Source organism: Streptomyces sp. NPDC059010 (assembly GCF_042740355.1).
Lineage (GTDB): Bacteria > Actinomycetota > Actinomycetes > Streptomycetales > Streptomycetaceae > Streptomyces.
In genome coordinates this window covers 1-16,981 of record NZ_JBHYJA010000053.1, presented here as the reverse complement: position 1 = coordinate 16,981, position 16,981 = coordinate 1, and the positions used below count along the sequence as shown (strand labels likewise).

16 protein-coding genes are annotated in these 16,981 nt (G+C 71.9%); 6 read left to right on the top strand and 10 right to left on the bottom strand.

The genetic code is table 11. The features are described 5' to 3' along the window. Positions 1–2: 2 nt before the first annotated feature. Positions 3–1,187: a PucR family transcriptional regulator gene (locus ACFWYS_RS39270; protein WP_384780075.1), complete on the bottom strand. Its 1,185-nt coding sequence runs from the start codon at positions 1,185–1,187 to the stop codon at positions 3–5. A gap of 149 nt (positions 1,188–1,336) precedes the next feature. Between ACFWYS_RS39270 and ACFWYS_RS39265 the strand changes: the two genes are divergently transcribed. Beyond that, positions 1,337–2,824 carry a long-chain fatty acid--CoA ligase gene (locus ACFWYS_RS39265; protein WP_384780073.1) on the top strand — a complete coding sequence of 496 codons (1,488 nt, stop codon included), beginning with the start codon at positions 1,337–1,339 and terminating at the stop codon, positions 2,822–2,824. Here ACFWYS_RS39265 and ACFWYS_RS39260 read toward each other — a convergent pair. Next, positions 2,821–3,999 carry an acyl-CoA dehydrogenase family protein gene (locus ACFWYS_RS39260; RefSeq protein ID WP_384780071.1) on the bottom strand — a complete coding sequence of 393 codons (1,179 nt, stop codon included), beginning with the start codon at positions 3,997–3,999 and terminating at the stop codon, positions 2,821–2,823. The two genes, ACFWYS_RS39265 and ACFWYS_RS39260, sit on opposite strands and share 4 nt — an antisense overlap. Before the next feature lie 136 nt (positions 4,000–4,135). Further along, entirely contained in the window at positions 4,136–4,510 is a 375-nt protein-coding gene (locus tag ACFWYS_RS39255; RefSeq protein ID WP_384780068.1) for a ferredoxin, read from the bottom strand. A gap of 106 nt (positions 4,511–4,616) precedes the next feature. Between ACFWYS_RS39255 and ACFWYS_RS39250 the strand changes: the two genes are divergently transcribed. Genes ACFWYS_RS39250 through ACFWYS_RS39240 form a run of 3 tightly spaced genes read left to right on the top strand, consistent with a single transcriptional unit; the run spans position 4,617 to position 6,874 of the window. Beyond that, positions 4,617–4,982, top strand: a complete 366-nt coding sequence (locus ACFWYS_RS39250; protein WP_384780065.1) for a DUF6479 family protein — start codon at positions 4,617–4,619, stop codon at positions 4,980–4,982. A gap of 42 nt (positions 4,983–5,024) precedes the next feature. Continuing rightward, positions 5,025–5,321, top strand: a complete 297-nt coding sequence (locus tag ACFWYS_RS39245) for a hypothetical protein (RefSeq protein WP_384780062.1) — start codon at positions 5,025–5,027, stop codon at positions 5,319–5,321. A gap of 41 nt (positions 5,322–5,362) precedes the next feature. Next, positions 5,363–6,874, top strand: coding sequence for a cytochrome bc complex cytochrome b subunit (locus tag ACFWYS_RS39240; protein ID WP_384780059.1), 1,512 nt, complete (start codon positions 5,363–5,365; stop codon positions 6,872–6,874). Here ACFWYS_RS39240 and ACFWYS_RS39235 read toward each other — a convergent pair. From ACFWYS_RS39235 to ACFWYS_RS39225, 3 genes are all read right to left on the bottom strand, one after another. After that, the gene (locus ACFWYS_RS39235; protein WP_384780056.1) at positions 6,817–7,260 is read right to left on the bottom strand and encodes a cytochrome c oxidase subunit 4; all 444 of its coding nucleotides are present in this window, start codon (positions 7,258–7,260) and stop codon (positions 6,817–6,819) included. The two genes, ACFWYS_RS39240 and ACFWYS_RS39235, sit on opposite strands and share 58 nt — an antisense overlap. Continuing rightward, positions 7,260–8,915 carry a cytochrome c oxidase subunit I gene (gene ctaD / locus ACFWYS_RS39230; protein ID WP_384780053.1) on the bottom strand — a complete coding sequence of 552 codons (1,656 nt, stop codon included), beginning with the start codon at positions 8,913–8,915 and terminating at the stop codon, positions 7,260–7,262. Before ctaD ends, ACFWYS_RS39235 begins: the two co-directional genes overlap by 1 nt. Positions 8,916–8,980: 65 nt before the next feature. Beyond that, positions 8,981–9,352, bottom strand: a complete 372-nt coding sequence (locus ACFWYS_RS39225) for a hypothetical protein (protein ID WP_384780050.1) — start codon at positions 9,350–9,352, stop codon at positions 8,981–8,983. 127 nt (positions 9,353–9,479) lie between these two features. Between ACFWYS_RS39225 and ppk2 the strand changes: the two genes are divergently transcribed. After that, positions 9,480–10,283: a polyphosphate kinase 2 gene (ppk2, locus tag ACFWYS_RS39220; RefSeq protein WP_384780047.1), complete on the top strand. Its 804-nt coding sequence runs from the start codon at positions 9,480–9,482 to the stop codon at positions 10,281–10,283. Positions 10,284–10,286: 3 nt separating this feature from the next. Here the strand turns inward: ppk2 and ACFWYS_RS39215 are convergent, their stop codons facing one another. The 4 genes from ACFWYS_RS39215 to ACFWYS_RS39200 form a co-directional block, all read right to left on the bottom strand. Further along, entirely contained in the window at positions 10,287–11,168 is an 882-nt protein-coding gene (locus ACFWYS_RS39215) for a universal stress protein (RefSeq protein ID WP_384780044.1), read from the bottom strand. 118 nt (positions 11,169–11,286) lie between these two features. Then, positions 11,287–13,686, bottom strand: a complete 2,400-nt coding sequence (locus ACFWYS_RS39210; RefSeq protein ID WP_384780040.1) for a glycoside hydrolase family 65 protein — start codon at positions 13,684–13,686, stop codon at positions 11,287–11,289. Then, positions 13,683–14,456, bottom strand: coding sequence for an HAD family hydrolase (locus ACFWYS_RS39205; protein WP_384780037.1), 774 nt, complete (start codon positions 14,454–14,456; stop codon positions 13,683–13,685). The genes ACFWYS_RS39210 and ACFWYS_RS39205 overlap by 4 nt, the downstream gene beginning before the upstream one ends. 494 nt (positions 14,457–14,950) lie before the next feature. Beyond that, positions 14,951–15,805, bottom strand: a complete 855-nt coding sequence (locus ACFWYS_RS39200; RefSeq protein ID WP_384780034.1) for a LysR family transcriptional regulator — start codon at positions 15,803–15,805, stop codon at positions 14,951–14,953. A 194-nt stretch (positions 15,806–15,999) separates the two neighbouring features. Between ACFWYS_RS39200 and ACFWYS_RS39195 the strand changes: the two genes are divergently transcribed. Beyond that, a complete protein-coding gene (locus ACFWYS_RS39195) occupies positions 16,000–16,812 on the top strand; it encodes a DMT family transporter (protein ID WP_384780198.1) in 813 nt (270 codons plus the stop codon). Positions 16,813–16,981 lie beyond the last annotated feature (169 nt).

Sequence of the window (16,981 nt, the reverse complement as noted above, 5' to 3'; positions counted from 1 at the left end):
ACTTACTGAAGGGCGCCGCCGAGTGACACGCCCGCCCGGCGGACCGCCAGGAGCGCCGCGCCGATGTCCGCCGTCGCCCGCGGATCGGACAGGGAGCGGCCCGTCAGCTCCTCGACGCGGCGCAGCCGGTAGCGGACGGTGTTGGGGTGGACGAAGAGACTGCGCGCCGCGTCCGCGGCGGAGCCGGCGGCGGCGTACCAGTGCTCCATGGTCTCCAGAAGACGGGAGCGCTCCGCGGCCGGGAGATCGAGCACGGGTCGGAGGACCACCTCCACGAGGTGCGCCGCCTCGGCCGGGGCGGCGGCGACGATCATGGCCAGCGGGTTGTCGTCGAACCGCGCGACGCCGGGGCCGGTGCCCTGGAGGCCGGCCAGCGCGAGACGGGCGAAGCGCAGGGCCTGCGGGGTGTCCCGCAGCGAGTGGAAGCACGGGCTGACGCCTACGCGGGCGCCCGCGCGGCGCAGGATGCGCAAAGAGGTGCTCTCCGCCGTCGCCGTGGGCAGGGCGGCCAGACCGATCTGCTGGTCGGGCAGCAGCCGCCAGGCGAAGGGGATCTGGGCCTGCCGCAGCGCGGCTTCCGTCCCCGCCAGCGGCTCCTCGCCGGGAGCGTCGGCCGCCGCCGCGGCGACCAGGTAGGGCCCCCGGTCGGGCAGACCCAGCTCGCGGGCGGCCTCCCACAGCGTGCGGTCGGCGATGACGCCGGTGAACAGCGCCTCCACCAGTGCCGAGCGGCGCGCCTGTCGCCGCGAGGTCAGCTCGGCGGTGGTCTCCCGGTAGGCCGCCGCCACCGCCTCCGCGTAGCGGCCGAACAGGGCCCAGATCTCCGCGGACTGGGACACCAGTTGGGCGTCGGTGACCTCGGGATGGGTGCGTGCCTCGGCGAGGATGTCCGTCCACAGCAGCTCGAAGCCGATCCGGTACGCGTGCAGGGTGTCCGCCAGCGGCACGCCCTGCTCGGCGCGCAGACGGCCGGTCTCGCGGGCCGGGCTCGGGTCCTTCGCGCCCGCCCGGCCGAGCTGCTCCAGGAGCAGGTCCGCGTTGGCGGTGCACGAGCTGCGCAGCGAGTCGAAGGGGATCAACGCCTCGTCCTTGTAGGCGTCGACGTCCGAGCGGATGCGCTGCGCCATCCGCTCGCCCAGTTCCGGCAGCCTCGCATGAAGTTCCGAGACCACGCCTGAGAGGTTCATTCCCGCAGCGTAACGCCCCTGTTTTGTTCTGCGGAACAATCCGGGAGGGCGGACGGTGTCATGCCGCACATAGGCCGTCGCCACGGCCATCTGCACGATGTCGTCAGTGTGAACAGCGGATTTCGACGGCGACGTTCGTGGAGGCGGTCATGGCCAATCTGGCTCAGTTCCTGGTGGAGACGGCACGGCGGCAGCCGGAACGCCCCGCGTTGCGGCTCGGGGACCAGGTCACCAGCTACGCGGAGCTCGACGAGCGCAGTGCCCGCGCCGCCGCGCTGCTGCGGGCCGGGGGCGTACGGCCGGGAGACCGGGTCGCTCTGATGCTGCCCAACGTTCCCGAGTTCGTCGTCCTGTACTACGGCGTGCTGCGCGCCGGAGCGGTCGTCGTGCCGATGAACCCGCTGCTGAAGAGCCGGGAGACCGAGTATCACCTGCGTGACTCGGGCGCGGAGATCCTGTTCGAGTGGCACCAAGCGCCGGGCGAGGGCGCGCAGGGCGCGGCCGCCGCCGGTGTGCGGCACATGGCCGTCGAGCCCGTCACCTTCGCGGGCCTGCTGGCCAGTCATGAGCCGCTGCCGGAGGTGAGCGAGCCGGACGGCGGGGACGTGGCCGTGCTGCTGTACACCTCCGGCACCACCGGCCGCCCCAAGGGCGCCACCCTCACCCACGCCGGGCTGCGGCACAACACCGAGGTCAACGCGGTCGATGTGCAGCGGATGACGGCGCAGGACGTGGTCGTGGGCTGTCTGCCGCTGTTCCACATCTTCGGTCAGATCTGCACGATGAGCGTGGCCGTCCGCGCCGGTGCCTCGCTCACCCTGATCCCCCGGTTCGACCCGCAGACCGTGCTGGACGCCATCGCCCGCGACGGGGCGACGGTCTTCGAGGGCGTACCGACCATGTACGCGGCTCTGCTCCAGCACCCGTCCGAGGCTGACGTGTCCACGCTGCGGATGTGCGTCTCCGGCGGGGCCTCGCTTCCGGTGGAGATCCTGCACGGCTTCGAGCGCCGCTTCGGCTGCGTGGTGCTGGAAGGCTTCGGCATGTCCGAGACCAGTCCGGTGGTCACGTTCAACCACCCCGACCGGCCGCGCAAGGCCGGGTCCATCGGCACCCCGATCAAGGACGTGGAGGTGCGGCTCCTCGACGACAAGGGCCAGGACGTGGCTCCCGGCGAGATCGGCGAACTGGCCGTGCGCGGGCCGAACGTGATGAAGGGGTACTGGAACCGCCCGGAGGAGACGGCGGCCACCATCCCGGACGGCTGGCTGCGCAGCGGTGACCTCGCGCGCCAGGACGAGGACGGCTACTTCTACATCGTCGACCGCAAGAAGGACATGATCATCCGCGGCGGCTACAACGTCTACCCGCGCGAGATCGAGGAGGTGCTCCACGAGCACCCGGCCGTCGCGCTGGCCGCGGTGGTGGGCATGCCCGACGCACACCTGGGCGAGGAGATCGCGGCCGCGGTGGTGCTGCGCCCGAAGGCGCAGGCCACGTCCGACGAGCTCCGGCAGTTCGTCAAGGAGCGGGTGGCGGCCTACAAGTACCCGCGCGAGGTGTGGCTCGTGGACACCCTGCCGACCGGTCCCAGCGGCAAGATCCTCAAGAGGGAGATCAGCGCGCCTGCGGGCTAACGCCGCACTCTCGGCATCCCCAGTCCGATCCACGAGATGATCTCCCGCTGGATCTCGTTGTTGCCGCCGCCGAAGGTGAAGATGACGGCCGAGCGGTAGCCGCGTTCCAGTTCGCCGTGCAGTACCGCCCCCGCCGAGCCCTCCTTCAGTGCCCCCGGCGCGGCGACGATCTCCATCAGCCAGGCGTAGGCGTCCCGGCGCGCCTCGGAGCCGTACACCTTGACGGCGGAGGCGTCCTGCGGGGTGAGGGTGCCGTTCTGGACGGCGCCGACCATCTGCCAGTTGAGGAGTTTGAGGGCGTCGAGCCGGGTGTGGGTCTGGGCGAGGCGGCGGCGTACCCAGGGCAGGTCGATGACTCGGCGGCCGTCGGCGAGCTTGGTCTCCATGGCCCAGCGCTGGACGTCGTGCAGGGCGCGGATGGCCATGGTGCCGTGGGCGGCGAGGGTGACGCGCTCGTGGTTGAGCTGGTTGGTGATCAGCCGCCAGCCCTGGTTCTCGGCGCCGACGCGGCGGGAGACGGGGACGCGGATGTTCTCGTAGTAGCTGGCCGTGGTGTCGTGCGAGGCGAGGGTGTTGATGAGGGTGCAGGAGTAGCCGGGGTCGGTGGTCGGGACGAGCAGCATGGTGATGCCCTTGTGGGGCGGGGCGTCCGGGTCGGTGCGGGTGGCCAGCCACACCCAGTCGGCGGTGTCGCCGTTGGTCGTCCAGATCTTCTGGCCGTTGACGACGTACTCGTCGCCGTCGCGTACGGCGCGTGTCCTGAGGGAGGCCAGGTCGGTGCCCGCGTCGGGCTCGCTGTAGCCGATGGCGAAGTCGATCTCGCCGGAGAGGATCTTCGGCAGGAAGTACGCCTTCTGCTCGTCCGTGCCGTACTGCATGATCGTCGGGCCGACGGTGTTGAGCGCCATCAGCGGCAGCGGTACGCCGGCCTGGGCGGCCTCGTCGAAGAAGATGAACTGTTCCATCGCGGTCAGGCCGCGTCCGCCGTACTCCTCGGGCCAGCCCACGCCGAGCCAGCCGTCGGTGCCGAGCCGCCGGATGGTGCGGCGGTAGTGGCGCTTCTGGGCGGCCGGGTCGGTGAAGCCGGTGCGGTCGAGGTCCGGCTTCAACTGGGCGAAGTAGTCGCGCAGTTCACTGCGCAGCCGCTGCTGCTCGGGCGTGTATTCGAGATCCACGGCGCCTCCAGGCTCCCCAAGGCCGGTCCTGACGGCGCACACCGTAGAACGTGTTTCAGAAATTTGGAATGGCGAGGAGAGGAAGCGGTCCGCAGCCGCGAGGGCGCCACGAGCCCATCAGGGCATTCACAGGCCCTCAGCCGAGCGTGCCCATGAAGTCCGTGCAGGCCCGTGCGCAGTCGCGGCACGCCTGCGCGGCCTTCTCGGCGTCCGAGTGCCGGTCGAAGACATGGGCGCACTCCAGGCACACCGCCCGGGTCCACTCCAGCTGGACGCGGATGGCGGTCTCGTCCAGCTGGTTCTGCTCGGCCAGCACATGGCAGGCAGCGTCGCACACCTCGGCGCAGAGGATGCCCCTGCGCCGCAGGACTTCCTGCTCCTCACCGCCGTCCGGATCCCACAGGCTCGCGCGCAGGGCACAGGCACGGGCGCATTCGGTGCAGGCCTGCGCGCACGCGAAGCGGTCCTCCAGGAACTGGACGGGCTGTTTCTGGGATGTCGTCGAGGTCACACGGGGCGGGTAGCCGCGGCCCGGGGCGCCAAACCCCGCGTTCCCGGGCGTTCTGGCCGGCCCCGGTGGACGGGTTCACGCATGGTGCCACGGGTACTCGCGGGCCATGGATACCGCTTGGATGGACATCGCCGCAGCACGGGGCGCACTCGTCATCGGACTGTTCGTCGCCGGTGTGGCCGTCGTGGCGCTGCTCGTCGGCGCCTTCGTCCTGGGCGTCCGCGTCAGGCGCCGGGAACCGCGCCCGCCCCGCCCCGAGGAGCAGCCCAAGCCGCCGGCCGGGGGCCCGGTCGGCGAGGTGCGGGAGCACCGGGAGCCCGCCGAGATGCCCCGGAGCGACCGCCGCATCACCCCGCACGAGCTGCCCGCCCACGGCAACATCCCCTCCCGGCCGAGCCCGTCGAAGCACCGGCGTCGCTGGAAAGACGGCGACAGCGGGGCGTTCGGCAGCGGCGGCCCAGGCGGTGCGTGACGCCTCCGGCCCGGTCCGGGGCCCGACTACGACCACCTGCCGATGGGCGGGCCGGCGAGCCGTATCCGGTCGCCGACCTCCCACGAGGTGCAGGATCTGCTGGTGTACGAGCAGGCGCACGCCGACCGGCTTGCGGTGACCGAGGTGCTGGCCACCCAGCTGGAGCAACTCCAGGCCGGGGCCGAGCCGGCCTCCGGTGACCCCGGCGCGCTGCGCCCCGAGAGCGGCGCCCGCCGGGCGGGCTTCCCGGTGTCCCCCGCGACCTCGCCGCAGCCCTTCGGTCCGCCGCCGCACGGCACCCCCGACCAGCGGGGGAAGCCGAAGGGTGATCGTACGTGACCCTCCGTTTCCCGGGACGGGCGCGAGGGCAATCGTGATCCGTGCTGTGGAGGAGGACAAGGGCCCGGGCCGGCGCCCGGGCCCGACGCGCGACCGAACGTGCCGCGGACTACGTCGACGGGCGGCTGCCGCTCTACGACGGCGGCGGCGGGCTCCTGCGCAAGGCGTTCCCCGACCACTGGTCCTTCCTGCTGGGCGAGATCGCCCTCTACAGCTTCGTCGTGCTGCTGCTGACCGGCGTCTGGCTGACGCTGTTCTTCCACCCGTCGATGACGGAGGTCGTCTACCACGGCTCGTACACCCCGCTCAACGGGGTGCGCATGTCGGCCGCGTACGAGTCGACGCTGGACATCAGCTTCGACGTGCGCGGCGGTCTGCTGCTCCGTCAGCTGCACCACTGGGCAGCCCTGGTGTTCCTGGCCGCGATCGGCCTGCATCTGCTGCGGGTCTTCTTCACGGGCGCGTTCCGCCGGCCCCGCGAGGTCAACTGGCTGATCGGCGTGACCCTGTTCCTGCTGGCGCTGGCGGAAGGATTCGCCGGCTACTCGCTGCCGGACGACCTGCTGTCGGGGACGGGCCTGCGGATCGCCCAGGGCATCATGCTGTCGATCCCGCTGGTGGGGACGTATGTGAGCATGTTCGCCTTCGGCGGCGAGTTCCCCGGTGAGGAGCTGATCCCCCGGCTGTACAGCCTGCACATCCTGCTGATCCCCGGCCTGCTGCTCGCGCTGGTCACCGTGCATCTGATCCTCGTCTTCCACCTGAAGCACACCCAGTGGGCGGGCCGCGGCCGCACGCAGCGCAACGCGGTGGGCAAACCGATGTTTCCGCGGTTCACGGCCGCTTCGGGCGGTCTGTTCTTCATGGTCTTCGGCGTCCTGACGCTGCTGTCCGGGGTGGCGCAGATCAACCCCATCTGGGCGTACGGCCCCTACCGCGCCGACATCGTGTCGACGGGGTCGCAGCCGGACTGGTACGTCGGCTTCCTGGAGGGCTCGCTGCGTCTGGTGCCGCCCTGGGAGACGACGGTGGCCGGGCACACCGTGATGTGGAACGTGCTGCTGCCCGCGGTCGTGCTGCCGGGCATCCTGTTCATGGTGCTGTACGCGTACCCGTTCGTCGAACGCCGGGTGACCGGCGCCCGGGCGGAGCGCCATCTGTGCGACCGGCCCCGTGACCACCCCGTGCGCACGGGACTCGGGGTCGCGGCGCTCAGCTGCTACGCCGTCCTGCTCGCGGCGGGCGGCAACGACATCATCGCCGACACCTTCGCGATCTCGGTCAACGCGCTGACCTGGGTGTTCCGGATCGCGTTCCTGGCACTGCCGCCGCTCGCCTTCATGGTGACGAGGCGTGTGTGCGGGGCGTTGCAGGAGGCGGACCAGAAGCGGCTGACGGAGGGCGAGGAGACCGGCGAGGTGCGGCAGACCCTCGCGGGCGGGTTCGAGGGGAGCCACGAGCCGGTCGACGAGGAACGGCGGTATGTGCTGAGGGGCTACGGGTATCGCGTCGAGGAGGAACGGGAGCCGTCCGCAGGCGAGTTGGAGCGCTGACCGTCCCGGTCCGTGTACTGGAAGACCATGCCGCACACCCCGTGCCCGAGCACACCGAGGCCGATCAGGAAGAGCCACAGGCCGAACACGACACCGAGGGCCGCCAGGACGGATCCCGCGGCGATGGTGATCGGCCAGGGGCTGTGCGGCGGGAAGAAGTCGAGTGGGCCCGCGGTGTCGGCGACCTCGGCGTCCGCACGGTCCTGGGCGCGCAGGCCGCGCCGTCGGTACTGCATGTGCAGGAAGAACGCGACCAGCGCGGCCATCAGGAAGGCGATGACCAGTACGGCCGTGCCGGTGGGTTCCTCTGAGCTGTAGCCGTAGCCGACGGCGGTGACCAGGAAGAACACGGCGACGCCGATGAACAGCCGGGATTCGGTCCGCATCAGCCCTCCTTGGCGATGTCCGGGTGGTGCAGGTCGAACGCCGGGGACTCGGAGCGGATCCGGGGCAGTGCCGTGAAGTTGTGGCGCGGGGGCGGGCAGGAGGTGGTCCATTCGAGGGAGCGGCCGTATCCCCAGGGGTCGTTGCCGGTCGCCCGCCGCCCTTGCTGGGCGGTGCGCCACACGTTGTGGAGGAACGGCAGGGTGGACAGGCCGAGCAGGAACGCGCCGATCGAGCTGATGGTGTTCAGGAGAGTGAAGCCGTCCGTGGTCAGGTAGTCGGCGTAGCGGCGGGGCATGCCCCGTTCGCCGAGCCAGTGCTGGACCAGGAACGTGGTCTGGAAGCCGACGAACAGGGTCCAGAAATGGATTTTGCCGAGGCGTTCGTCGAGCAGTCTGCCGGTGAGTTTGGGCCACCAGAAGTAGAAGCCGCCGAACATCGCGAAGACGACGGTGCCGAACAGCACGTAGTGCAGGTGGGCGACGATGAAGTACGAGTCGGTGAGGTGGAAGTCCAGCGGCGGGGAGGCGATGATGACGCCGCTCATGCCGCCCAGCAGGAACGTCACCAGGAAGCCGCAGGACCACAGCATGGGTGTCTCGAAGGACAGGGAGCCCCTGATCATCGTGCCGATCCAGTTGAAGAACTTCACCCCGGTCGGCACCGCGATGAGGAACGACATCAGGGAGAAGAACGGCAGCAGCACCGCCCCGGTGGCGAACATGTGGTGAGCCCACACGACCGCGGACAACATGGTGATGGCGATGGTGGCGCCGATGAGGCTGACGTAGCCGAAGATCGGTTTGCGGCTGAAGACCGGGATGATCTCGGAGACGATGCCGAAGAACGGCAGCGCGACGATGTACACCTCGGGATGCCCGAAGAACCAGAACAGGTGCTGCCACAGCAGTGCTCCGCCGCTCGCCGCGGCGTAGATGTGCGCCCCGAACTGCCGGTCCGCCTCCAGGGCGAGCAGGGCGGCGGTGAGCACGGGGAAGGCGGGCAGGATCAGGACCGAGGTGAACAGCACGTTCCAGGTGAAGATCGGCATCCGGAACATGGTCATTCCGGGGGCGCGCAGACACAGGATCGTGGTGATGAAGTTGACCGCGCCGAGGGTGGTGGACACGCCGGTCACCACCAGGCCCATGGTCCACAGGTCGCCGCCCACGCCGGGGCTGCGCACCGCGCTGTTGAGGGGCGCGTAGGCGAACCAGCCGAAGCTGGCGGCGCCCCCGGGCACGACGAAGCCGGAGACGACCATCAGGCCGCCGAACAGGTACAGCCAGTACGACAGGGCGTTCAGCCGGGGGAAGGCCACGTCCGGGGCGCCGATCTGCAGCGGCATGACGGCGTTGGCGAACCCGGCGAACAGCGGGGTCGCGAACAGCAGCATCATGACCGTGCCGTGCACGGTGAACAGCTGGTTGTACTGGTCGTTGCTGAGCAACTGCAGTCCGGGGCGGGCGAGTTCGGCCCGCATCAGCAGCGCGAGGACCCCGCCGAGGAGGAAGAAGCCGAAGGCGGTCGTCAGATAGAGGTTGCCGATCACCTTGTGGTCGGTCGTCGTCGCCCACCGCACCAACGCCCGGCCGAGCCGTCCACGCGACCGGGGCGGCGCGGCGCGCGTGGGCCCGGTTCTGCTGTCCACCGCCATGCGCCGCTGGGTACCCGGACGGCGCTGCCGACAGTCCTCCCGTCCGGGGCATTCACCCGTGCGCCTCAGCCGCGGTCGGCGAATCTCCGCGCGAGGTCCCGATGATGCTCCGCCACCTGGCCCGCCTGGGCCCCGGTGACGACGGCGCCCGGCATGGATCCCAGCCGCGCGATCTGCTCGGCGAGGCGGAGGTGCTCGGCGCGGCCGTGCTCACGGCAGGCCAGACAGGTGACGCTCTCGGGCCGCGCCGAGGTCATCGCGTACGGCACCCGCCGACCACAGCCGGTGAGGGCCGTCTCGGGCAGGTCGCCGACCAGTCCGAACGTGCCGGCCAGGAGGCCCCGCACACGGGCGTCGCCACGTGTCACGCCCTGCTCGACGTGGATGTGCGGATCGACACCGTCCATGAGGTCGTCGTTCATGAGGTCATCGCCCATGGGACCATCCTGCCCCTCCGCCGGCCGTCCCCCTGTGCGAGGTCGCGAGGCCGCACCCGGGGTGCAGCGCCCGGCCCGGGTCAGTACGGTGCAATTGCGGTGTTCGGGTGCGGCTGTGGGAGGCGGCATGACCGGCAACAAGGCGGAGAAGCTGCCGCGCAGGACGTACGAGAAGGAACTGCTGCGTCTGCAGACGGAGTTGGTGCGGCTGCAGGAGTGGGTGCGGGCCGAGGGCGCCCGGCTGGTCGTGGTCTTCGAGGGGCGGGACGCGGCCGGCAAGGGCGGCACCATCAAGCGGGTCACAGAGCACCTGAACCCGCGGGTGGCCCGGATCGCCGCCCTGCCCAAGCCGACCGAGCGCCAGCGCACCCAGTGGTACTTCCAGCGGTACGTCGAGCATCTGCCGGCCGCCGGGGAGATCGTGCTGTTCGACCGCAGCTGGTACAACCGGGCCGGTGTCGAGCACGTCATGGGCTTCTGCAGCAAGCAGGAGTACCAGCTCTTCCTGCGCCAGTGCCCCCTCTTCGAGCGGATGCTGGTGGAGGACGGGATCCTCTTGCGCAAGTACTGGTTCTCGGTGAGCGACGAGGAGCAGCAGGAACGCTTCCGGCGCCGCCTGGAGGACCCGCTGCGCCGCTGGAAGCTGTCCCCGATGGACCTGGAGTCCGTCACCCGCTGGGAGGACTACTCCCGGGCCAAGGACGAGATGATGGTGCACACCGACATCACCGAGGCGCCCTGGTACGTCGTGGAGAGCGACGACAAGCGCCGGGCCCGGCTGAACATGATCGCCCATCTGCTGGGCTCCGTGCCCTACCAGGACGTGCCCCCACCGGTCCTGGACCTGCCGGAACGTCCGGAGTCGACCGGCTACCGGCGCCCGCCGCGCGATCTGCAGAACTACGTCCCCGACCACACCGCGGACCTCTGAGATTCACGCCTCCCCGGTCCGCACCACCGCCACCGGGCACTGCGCGTGATGCAGCACCGCCTGGCTGACCGAGCCCAGGAGCAGTCCGGCGAAGCCGCCCCGCCCGCGCGCCCCGACCACCACGAGCCCGGCGCCGGCGCTGGCCTCGATGAGGGAGTGCCGGACCCTGCCGCGCACCAGCCTGCGGTCCACCACGACGTCGGGATACCGGTCGCGCAGCCCGCCCAGCGCCTCGGCGAGCACCCGTTCCTCCTCGTCCTGCAGCCGGCCCTCGTCGTACGTCACGAAGGGCGGGTCGGCGGGAGCCTCGTAGGCGCGCTCGGTCCGGGCGCTCCAGGCGTGCAGCGCCACCAGCCGCGCCCCGTGCAGGGAGGCGTGGGCGAAGGCGAACTCGACCGCTCCGCGCGCGGCGGGCGACCCGTCCACGGCGAGGAGCACCGGCCCGGCCGGGTCGGGCCTGCGGCGGACCACCAGCACCGGGCAGGCGGCATGGGCGGCCAGGTGGCCGGCGGTGGAGCCGAGCAGCAGCGCGCCGAACCGGCTCAGGCCGCGGCTGCCGACGACGGCCAGGGACGCGGAGCGCGACTCGATCTCCAGCACCGTCAGCGGGTCGCCGACGACGACCTCGCGCAGGATCTCGATGCCGGGGGCCGTGTCGTGCCCGCGCCGCTCCGCCTTGAACAGCGTGCCGTCGATCAGCTCGCGCAGCCCGGCGCCGCTCGGCTCCCAGGGCCGCCCGCCGGCCGGTATGTGCGCGGCGGGCAGCCCGAAGGCGTGCACCAGCCGCAGAGCCACGCCCCGCAGCCCTGCCTCGCGCGCCGCGACCTCCACGGCCGCCAGGCTCGACGGCGAGCCGTCCACCCCCACGACAACCGGGCCGTTCATCGCGCTCCCCTTCCGTGCGGGATTGCGGGATCCGCGGGTCTTTGCCACCGTCCGGTGGCCTGTGCCCTCCCAGCCTCGCCCCGCCGGCCGCGTCCTGCACAGGGCCGGACCCGGCCGGTCACTCGGGCAGGACCAGTCGCCCCGTCTCGCCCGGCTGGAGCGACACCTCGCGGCCGGGCAGCCGTACGTCGATCGGTGAGACGTCGTGGGACGGGACCGCGATCTCCAGCAGTCCGCGTTCCAGGCGCAGCCGGACGCCCCAGTTGCCCTGGTAGCGCAGGGCGAACCCGTACGAGGACAGCTCGGGCAGCGGCACGGGGTCCAGCCACAGGGCGCCGCCCCGGGTCTCCAGGCCGGTCAGCCCGCGCTGGACGAGGTCGAGGGTGCCGGCCATGGCGCCCAGGTGGATGCCCTCGCCGGTGGTGCCGCCCTGCACGTCGGCGATGTCGCCCTGGAGGGCCTCCTGGCAGAACTTCCATGCCTCCGAGCGCCGGCAGCGGGCCAGCACCCAGCCGTGGACCAGGCCGCTGAGGGTGGAGCCGTGGCTGGTGCGGTGCATGTAGTAGTCGACGGTGCGCCGCCACACGTCCTCGTCCATCCGGTAGCCCAACCGGTGGAACAGGCCACCCAGTTCGGCCGGTGCGAAGAGGTAGCCGAGCATCAGCACGTCGGCCTGTTTGGAGGCCTGGTAGCGGTTGACGGTGTCGCCCTCCGCCTCCAGGATCCGGTCCAGCCGCCGGATGTCGCCGTACCGGCCGCGGTAGCCGTGCCAGTCGAGCTCGGCGAGGTCGCCGTAGCCCGCGAACTGGCTGATGACGTCGTCGTGGAAGGGGACGTGCAGCGTGCGCGAGACGTCCTCCCACCGTTCGAGCTCGCCGCCGTCCAGGCCGGTGCGTTCGACGAGCTCGCGGCGGCGCGGCTCGGGCAGGTCGGCGAGCAGCTCCAGGGTGCGGGCGAGCACCCAGGCCGCGGTGACGTTGGTGTAGGCGTTGTCGTCCAGGCCCGGTTCCTCGGCGTCGGGGTACGCCTCGTGGTACTCGTCGGGGCCGACGACTCCCTTGATGCGGTGGCGGCCCATGCCGTCGTCGTAGACGGCCTTGCCCGCCCAGAAGCGGGCGATCTGCAACAGCATCTCGGCGCCCTTGGTGTGCAGGAACTCCATGTCGCCGCTGGCCTCGCAGTACTGCCACACGTTGTACGCGATCGCCGAGCCGACGTGGTGCTGAAGCCGGGAGTGGTCGGGCAGCCAGCGTCCGGAGCGCGGGTTGAGATGGAGCTGCTGGGTCTCCTCACGCCCGTCGCTGCCGCTCTGCCAGGGGTACATCGCGCCCTGCCGGCCGGCTGCCGCGGAGCTGGTGCGGGCCTGTTCGAGGCGTCGGTGGCGGTAGTGGAGCAGGGCGCGGGATACCTCAGGGAAGTGCAGGTTGAGGAAGGGCAGGACGAACAGCTCGTCCCAGAAGACATGGCCGCGGTAGGCCTCGCCGTGCAGTCCCCGGGCGGGCACGCCCACGTCGAGGTCGGCGGTGTGCGGGGAGAGGGTCTGCAGCACATGGAAGAGGTGCAGCCGCAGGATGCGGCCCGACTCGCCGGGCACGTCGAGTTCGGCACGGCGCCAGAGCTGGCCCCAGGCGCTGCGGTGCGATCCGACCAGCGCGTCGAAGCCGGGAGCCCGGCCGACCCGGTCGACGGCTGCGTGCAGCGGGTCGCTGATGGCCGGGTCGCGGGAGGTGTGCAGGGCCACTGTCTTGTCGACCGTGACGGTGTGGCCGGGCACCATGTCGAGCGTCAGCCGCTGAATGGCGTACGGCGATTCATGGCGGGTCGTGATGGGTGCGTCGGCGGTGAGCCGGGCCGCGATCCCGATCCGGGTGTCGGAGGTGCGGGTGCGGCAGCGCAGCCAGACCGTGTCCGGGGCGGCGGTGCCGGTGTGCACATGGGTCAGATGGCGGCCGTCGAGATCCCGGTAGCGCGGCACCCCGGAGTTGGTGACCGAGCCGTCCAGGGCCGCCTCCACCTCAAGCGGGCCGGAGAACCCCTCGACGGTGAACTCGGTGCGCAGCGCGGCCAGATGAGGGTCGGCCATGTGCACCATCCTCAGCTGACGCACCGTCAGCACCCGGTCGCCGCCGAGGTCGTACCGCGTCCTGCGCTCCAGCAGCCCGGCGGACAGGCGCAGCAGTTGCCGGTGGGCGAGCACGGGTGTGGAGTCGGGGACGATCCAGTTCCCGTCGGGGAGGCGGAAGCGCAGGGGCAGCCAGTTGGGGACATTGACCATGTCCTCGTTCTCCACATGGCGGCCCGACACCTTGGAAATGAGCCGGTTGTAGATGCCGGCCACATAGGTCCCCGGGTAGTGGATCTCGTCGGCGGCGCATTCGGGAAGCGCGCCGCGCGTGGCGAAGTAGCCGTTGCCCAGCGTGCACAGCGACTCCCGGAGGCGTTCGTCGGCGGGCGCGTAGCCCTCGTACTCCCAGCTCCAGCCCGTCGCCTCACCCCCCGGGCTCCGGTCGTCGGTCACTTGGGCGCTCCTCCCGCGCAGAGTTCTCCGAGGTCACGTACGACGAGGTCGGCGCCGTGCCGCAGCAGCCGCGCCCCGGTGTCCGCGCCGGCCGCCCGGTCCACGCCGACCACCAGGGCGAACCCGCCGCGCCGGCCCGCCGCCACGCCGGCCAGGGCGTCCTCGACGACCACGGCCCGGCCGGCGGGGACACCGAGCCGGCGGACCGCCTCCAGGAACAGGTCCGGCGCCGGCTTGCCCGCCAGGCCCAGCCGGGCCGCCTCGCCGCCGTCCACCAGGGTGTCGAAGAGGTCGAGCACCCCGGCCCGGCTCAACAGCTCACCGGCGTGCCGGGAGGCGGAGGCCGCGGCCCGGGGCACTCCCGCCTCGTGCAGCGCCTTCACCAGCCGTACCGTCCCCGGGTAGGCGTCCACGCCCTGCTCGCGCAGCCGCTCGGTGAAGAGGCGCTCCTTGTCCGCGGCGACGGCCCGTACCGTCTCGGCGGATGTCTCGATGCCGCGGGCGGCGAGGAAGGCCTCGGCTCCGTCGAGGCGGGACTTGCCGTCGACGTGGCGCAGATAGTCGTCGTGCTCGTCGAAGGGGCGGCGCCGGTCGGGGTCCTCGGGCGGGTGGGCGAGCAGGTGGGCGTCGAAGGCCGACTTCCAGGCGGCGGCGTGCAGCCGGGCCGAGTCGGTGATCACCCCGTCGGTGTCGAAGACGACGGCGTCCAGGTCGCGCAGGACGGGGGCGAGGGCGTCACGGGACCGGTCAGGGATGGGGCTCGGATGCATCGGTCGACCTCACCTCCACTCGACGGCTCGCCCGTCCACTCGACTGCTCACCCGCGCCCGGCGGGATCCGCTCATGGGTACCCGCCAGGGCCGCCCTGTCACCTTCGGGCACCGCCCCCGGGTCTCGCCAGGGCCGTACGGCCCTGGCGTATCCGCCGAGCACATGGTGTGCTGGAGGGGACGGGAAGGACCCATAGCGACGCGGAGAAGCGGCTGACGGCCGTGCACCGCGCAATCCGGATCCGCGAGAAGTGGATGGGGCCCTTCCCGCCCCATGCCGGAGCGCGTACGCCGGGGCTCGCATGCCAAGGCGGACGTGCCGGAGCCCGGATGCCGGAGCCCGTGTCGTCACCTGCCGTTTCCCGGGCGCCGCGCCACACGCGCCCTGGTCTCGCCGCGCGTACTGCTCCGTGGCCGCGCACCTGGCTTCGTCGCCGCGCACACCTCTCATGACACGCCACCGAGGCCCTGCGCGCATCCCCGACGGCGGGGTGTCAGTCGCCCCGGTACAGCGCGGTGAGCAGTTCGATCGCCGCCTGGGTGGCGGGGTGCGGGTCGTCGCGCCACCAGGCCAGTCGTACGGCGATGGGTTCGGCGTCCCGCACCGGCCGGTAGACGACGCCGGGGCGGGGGTACTGATGGGCGGTGGCCTCGGCGGTCACGCCGACGCAGCGGCCGGCGGAGATCACCGTGAGCCAGTCGTCGACGTCGTGCGTCTCCTCGATCCCGGGGCGCGAGTCGGGCGGCCACAGGTCCGCCGTGGTGGTCCCGGTGCGGCGGTCGACGAGAAGGGTACGGCCGCTGAGGTCGGCCAGCCGGACCGAGCGGCGCCGGGCCAGCGGGTCGTCGGCGGCGACCGCGCACAGCCGCCGCTCCAGTCCGACGATGGCGGAGTCGAACCGCCGGTCGTCCACCGGTCGGCGTACGACGGAGAGGTCGCAGGCGCCCTCGGCGAGGCCGGCCGTGGCCGAGTTGACGCGCACGAGCTGCAGATCGGTCCCGGGGTGCGCGGTGGCCCAGCGGCGCTGGAAGGCCGGGGTGTGCCGGCCGAGCGCCGCCCAGGCGTAGCCCATCCGCAGCCGGTCGTGCCCGGAGGCGGCCTCCCGGACCAGGTCGTCCACCTCGCCGAGCACCCGCCGGGCGTGCGCCAGGACGCGCAGGCCGGTGCCCGTCGGGGTCACCTCGCGGGAGGTCCGCCGCAGCAGCCGTACACCCAGGGCGCGTTCGAGCGAGGCCAGTGAACGGGAGACGGCCGCCTGGGAGACGCCGAGGGCGAGGGCGGCGTCGGTGAAGGTGCCCTCGTCGACGATCGCGACGAGGCAGCGCAACTGCCTCAGCTCCACATCCATGACTCAAGCGTATAGATGGGGCCGCCAACGCATTTTGCGCAAGGGTGGACCGGCCCCACGCTGGGCGCATGCGCACCCGCCCCGCAGCCGCGCCCGTCCCCTCGGTCGCGCCCGCAGCCGCACCCACGGCCCCGCTCACGGACCCGCTCACCAGCCCCGATCCGACCCGTGGCCGGCTCGCCGGTGTGGCCACGATGGCCGGCAGTGGCCTGTCGAACCAGACGGGCGCCGCGATCGGTTCGCTCGCCTTCCCCGTCCTCGGCCCCGTCGGTGTCGTCGCCGTGCGTCAGTACGTCGCCGCCCTCGTCCTGCTGGCCGTCGACAGGCCGAGGCTGCGCACGTTCACCTGGCGCCAGTGGTGGCCGGTGACCCTGCTGGCCCTGGTGTTCGGCACCATGAACCTGTCGCTGTACTCCTCGATCGACCGTGTCGGTCTGGGCCTGGCGGTGACCCTGGAGTTCCTCGGCCCGCTCACCATCGCCCTGGCGACCTCCCGGCGCCGTGTGGACGTCTGCTGCGCGGTGATCGCCGCGGCCGGTGTCGTCACCCTGATGCGTCCGCGGCCCTCGGCCGACTACCTCGGGATGGGCCTGGGCGTGCTGGCCGCCGTCTGCTGGGCGTCGTACATCCTGCTCAACCGGACCGTCGGCCGACGCATCCCCGGAGCGCAGGGCTCGGCGGCCGCGGCCTGTCTGTCCGCCGTGATGTTCCTGCCGGTCGGCATCGTCGTCGCCCTGCGGCAGCCGCCGACCGCCGGCGCCGTCCTCTGCGCGGTCGCCGCCGGTGTGCTCTCCTCGGCCGTGCCGTATCTCGCGGATCTGTTCACCCTGCGCCATGTCCCGGCCCGGGCCTTCGGCCTCTTCATGAGCGTCAACCCGGTCCTCGCGGCCCTGGTCGGGCTGATCGGTCTGGGGCAGGACCTGGGCGCGCCGGAGTGGGCGAGCATCGGCGCGATCGTGGTGGCCAATTCACTGAGCATTCTGACGTCACGCACGCGCACGGCCTGACGGCACGGACCCACGCGACCGGGGGGCGTGCCGAACTCCTCGACGGCGGCGCGGAGTCCGGGCCCACGGACGGCGGGGGGTGCCTCTATGTCTTTCGTCAAGCGAGGCGTGGGGTTCGGGGTTCGTAGAAGGTGCCGTCGCGGAGCATGGCGAACAGCACGTTGATCCG

Bases quoted from the DNA above. Each gene is read 5' to 3' on its own strand.
- ACFWYS_RS39270 (WP_384780075.1), bottom strand. From the start codon at position 1,187: ATGAACCTCTCAGGCGTGGTCTCGGAACTTCATGCGAGGCTGCCGGAA.
- ACFWYS_RS39265 (WP_384780073.1), top strand. From the start codon at position 1,337: ATGGCCAATCTGGCTCAGTTCCTGGTGGAGACGGCACGGCGGCAGCCG.
- ACFWYS_RS39250 (WP_384780065.1), top strand. From the start codon at position 4,617: ATGGATACCGCTTGGATGGACATCGCCGCAGCACGGGGCGCACTCGTC.
- ACFWYS_RS39245 (WP_384780062.1), top strand. From the start codon at position 5,025: ATGGGCGGGCCGGCGAGCCGTATCCGGTCGCCGACCTCCCACGAGGTG.
- ACFWYS_RS39235 (WP_384780056.1), bottom strand. From the start codon at position 7,260: ATGCGGACCGAATCCCGGCTGTTCATCGGCGTCGCCGTGTTCTTCCTG.
- ctaD (WP_384780053.1), bottom strand. From the start codon at position 8,915: ATGGCGGTGGACAGCAGAACCGGGCCCACGCGCGCCGCGCCGCCCCGG.
- ACFWYS_RS39225 (WP_384780050.1), bottom strand. From the start codon at position 9,352: ATGGGCGATGACCTCATGAACGACGACCTCATGGACGGTGTCGATCCG.
- ppk2 (WP_384780047.1), top strand. From the start codon at position 9,480: ATGACCGGCAACAAGGCGGAGAAGCTGCCGCGCAGGACGTACGAGAAG.
- ACFWYS_RS39215 (WP_384780044.1), bottom strand. From the start codon at position 11,168: ATGAACGGCCCGGTTGTCGTGGGGGTGGACGGCTCGCCGTCGAGCCTG.
- ACFWYS_RS39205 (WP_384780037.1), bottom strand. From the start codon at position 14,456: ATGCATCCGAGCCCCATCCCTGACCGGTCCCGTGACGCCCTCGCCCCC.
- ACFWYS_RS39200 (WP_384780034.1), bottom strand. From the start codon at position 15,805: ATGGATGTGGAGCTGAGGCAGTTGCGCTGCCTCGTCGCGATCGTCGAC.
- ACFWYS_RS39195 (WP_384780198.1), top strand. From the start codon at position 16,000: ATGGCCGGCAGTGGCCTGTCGAACCAGACGGGCGCCGCGATCGGTTCG.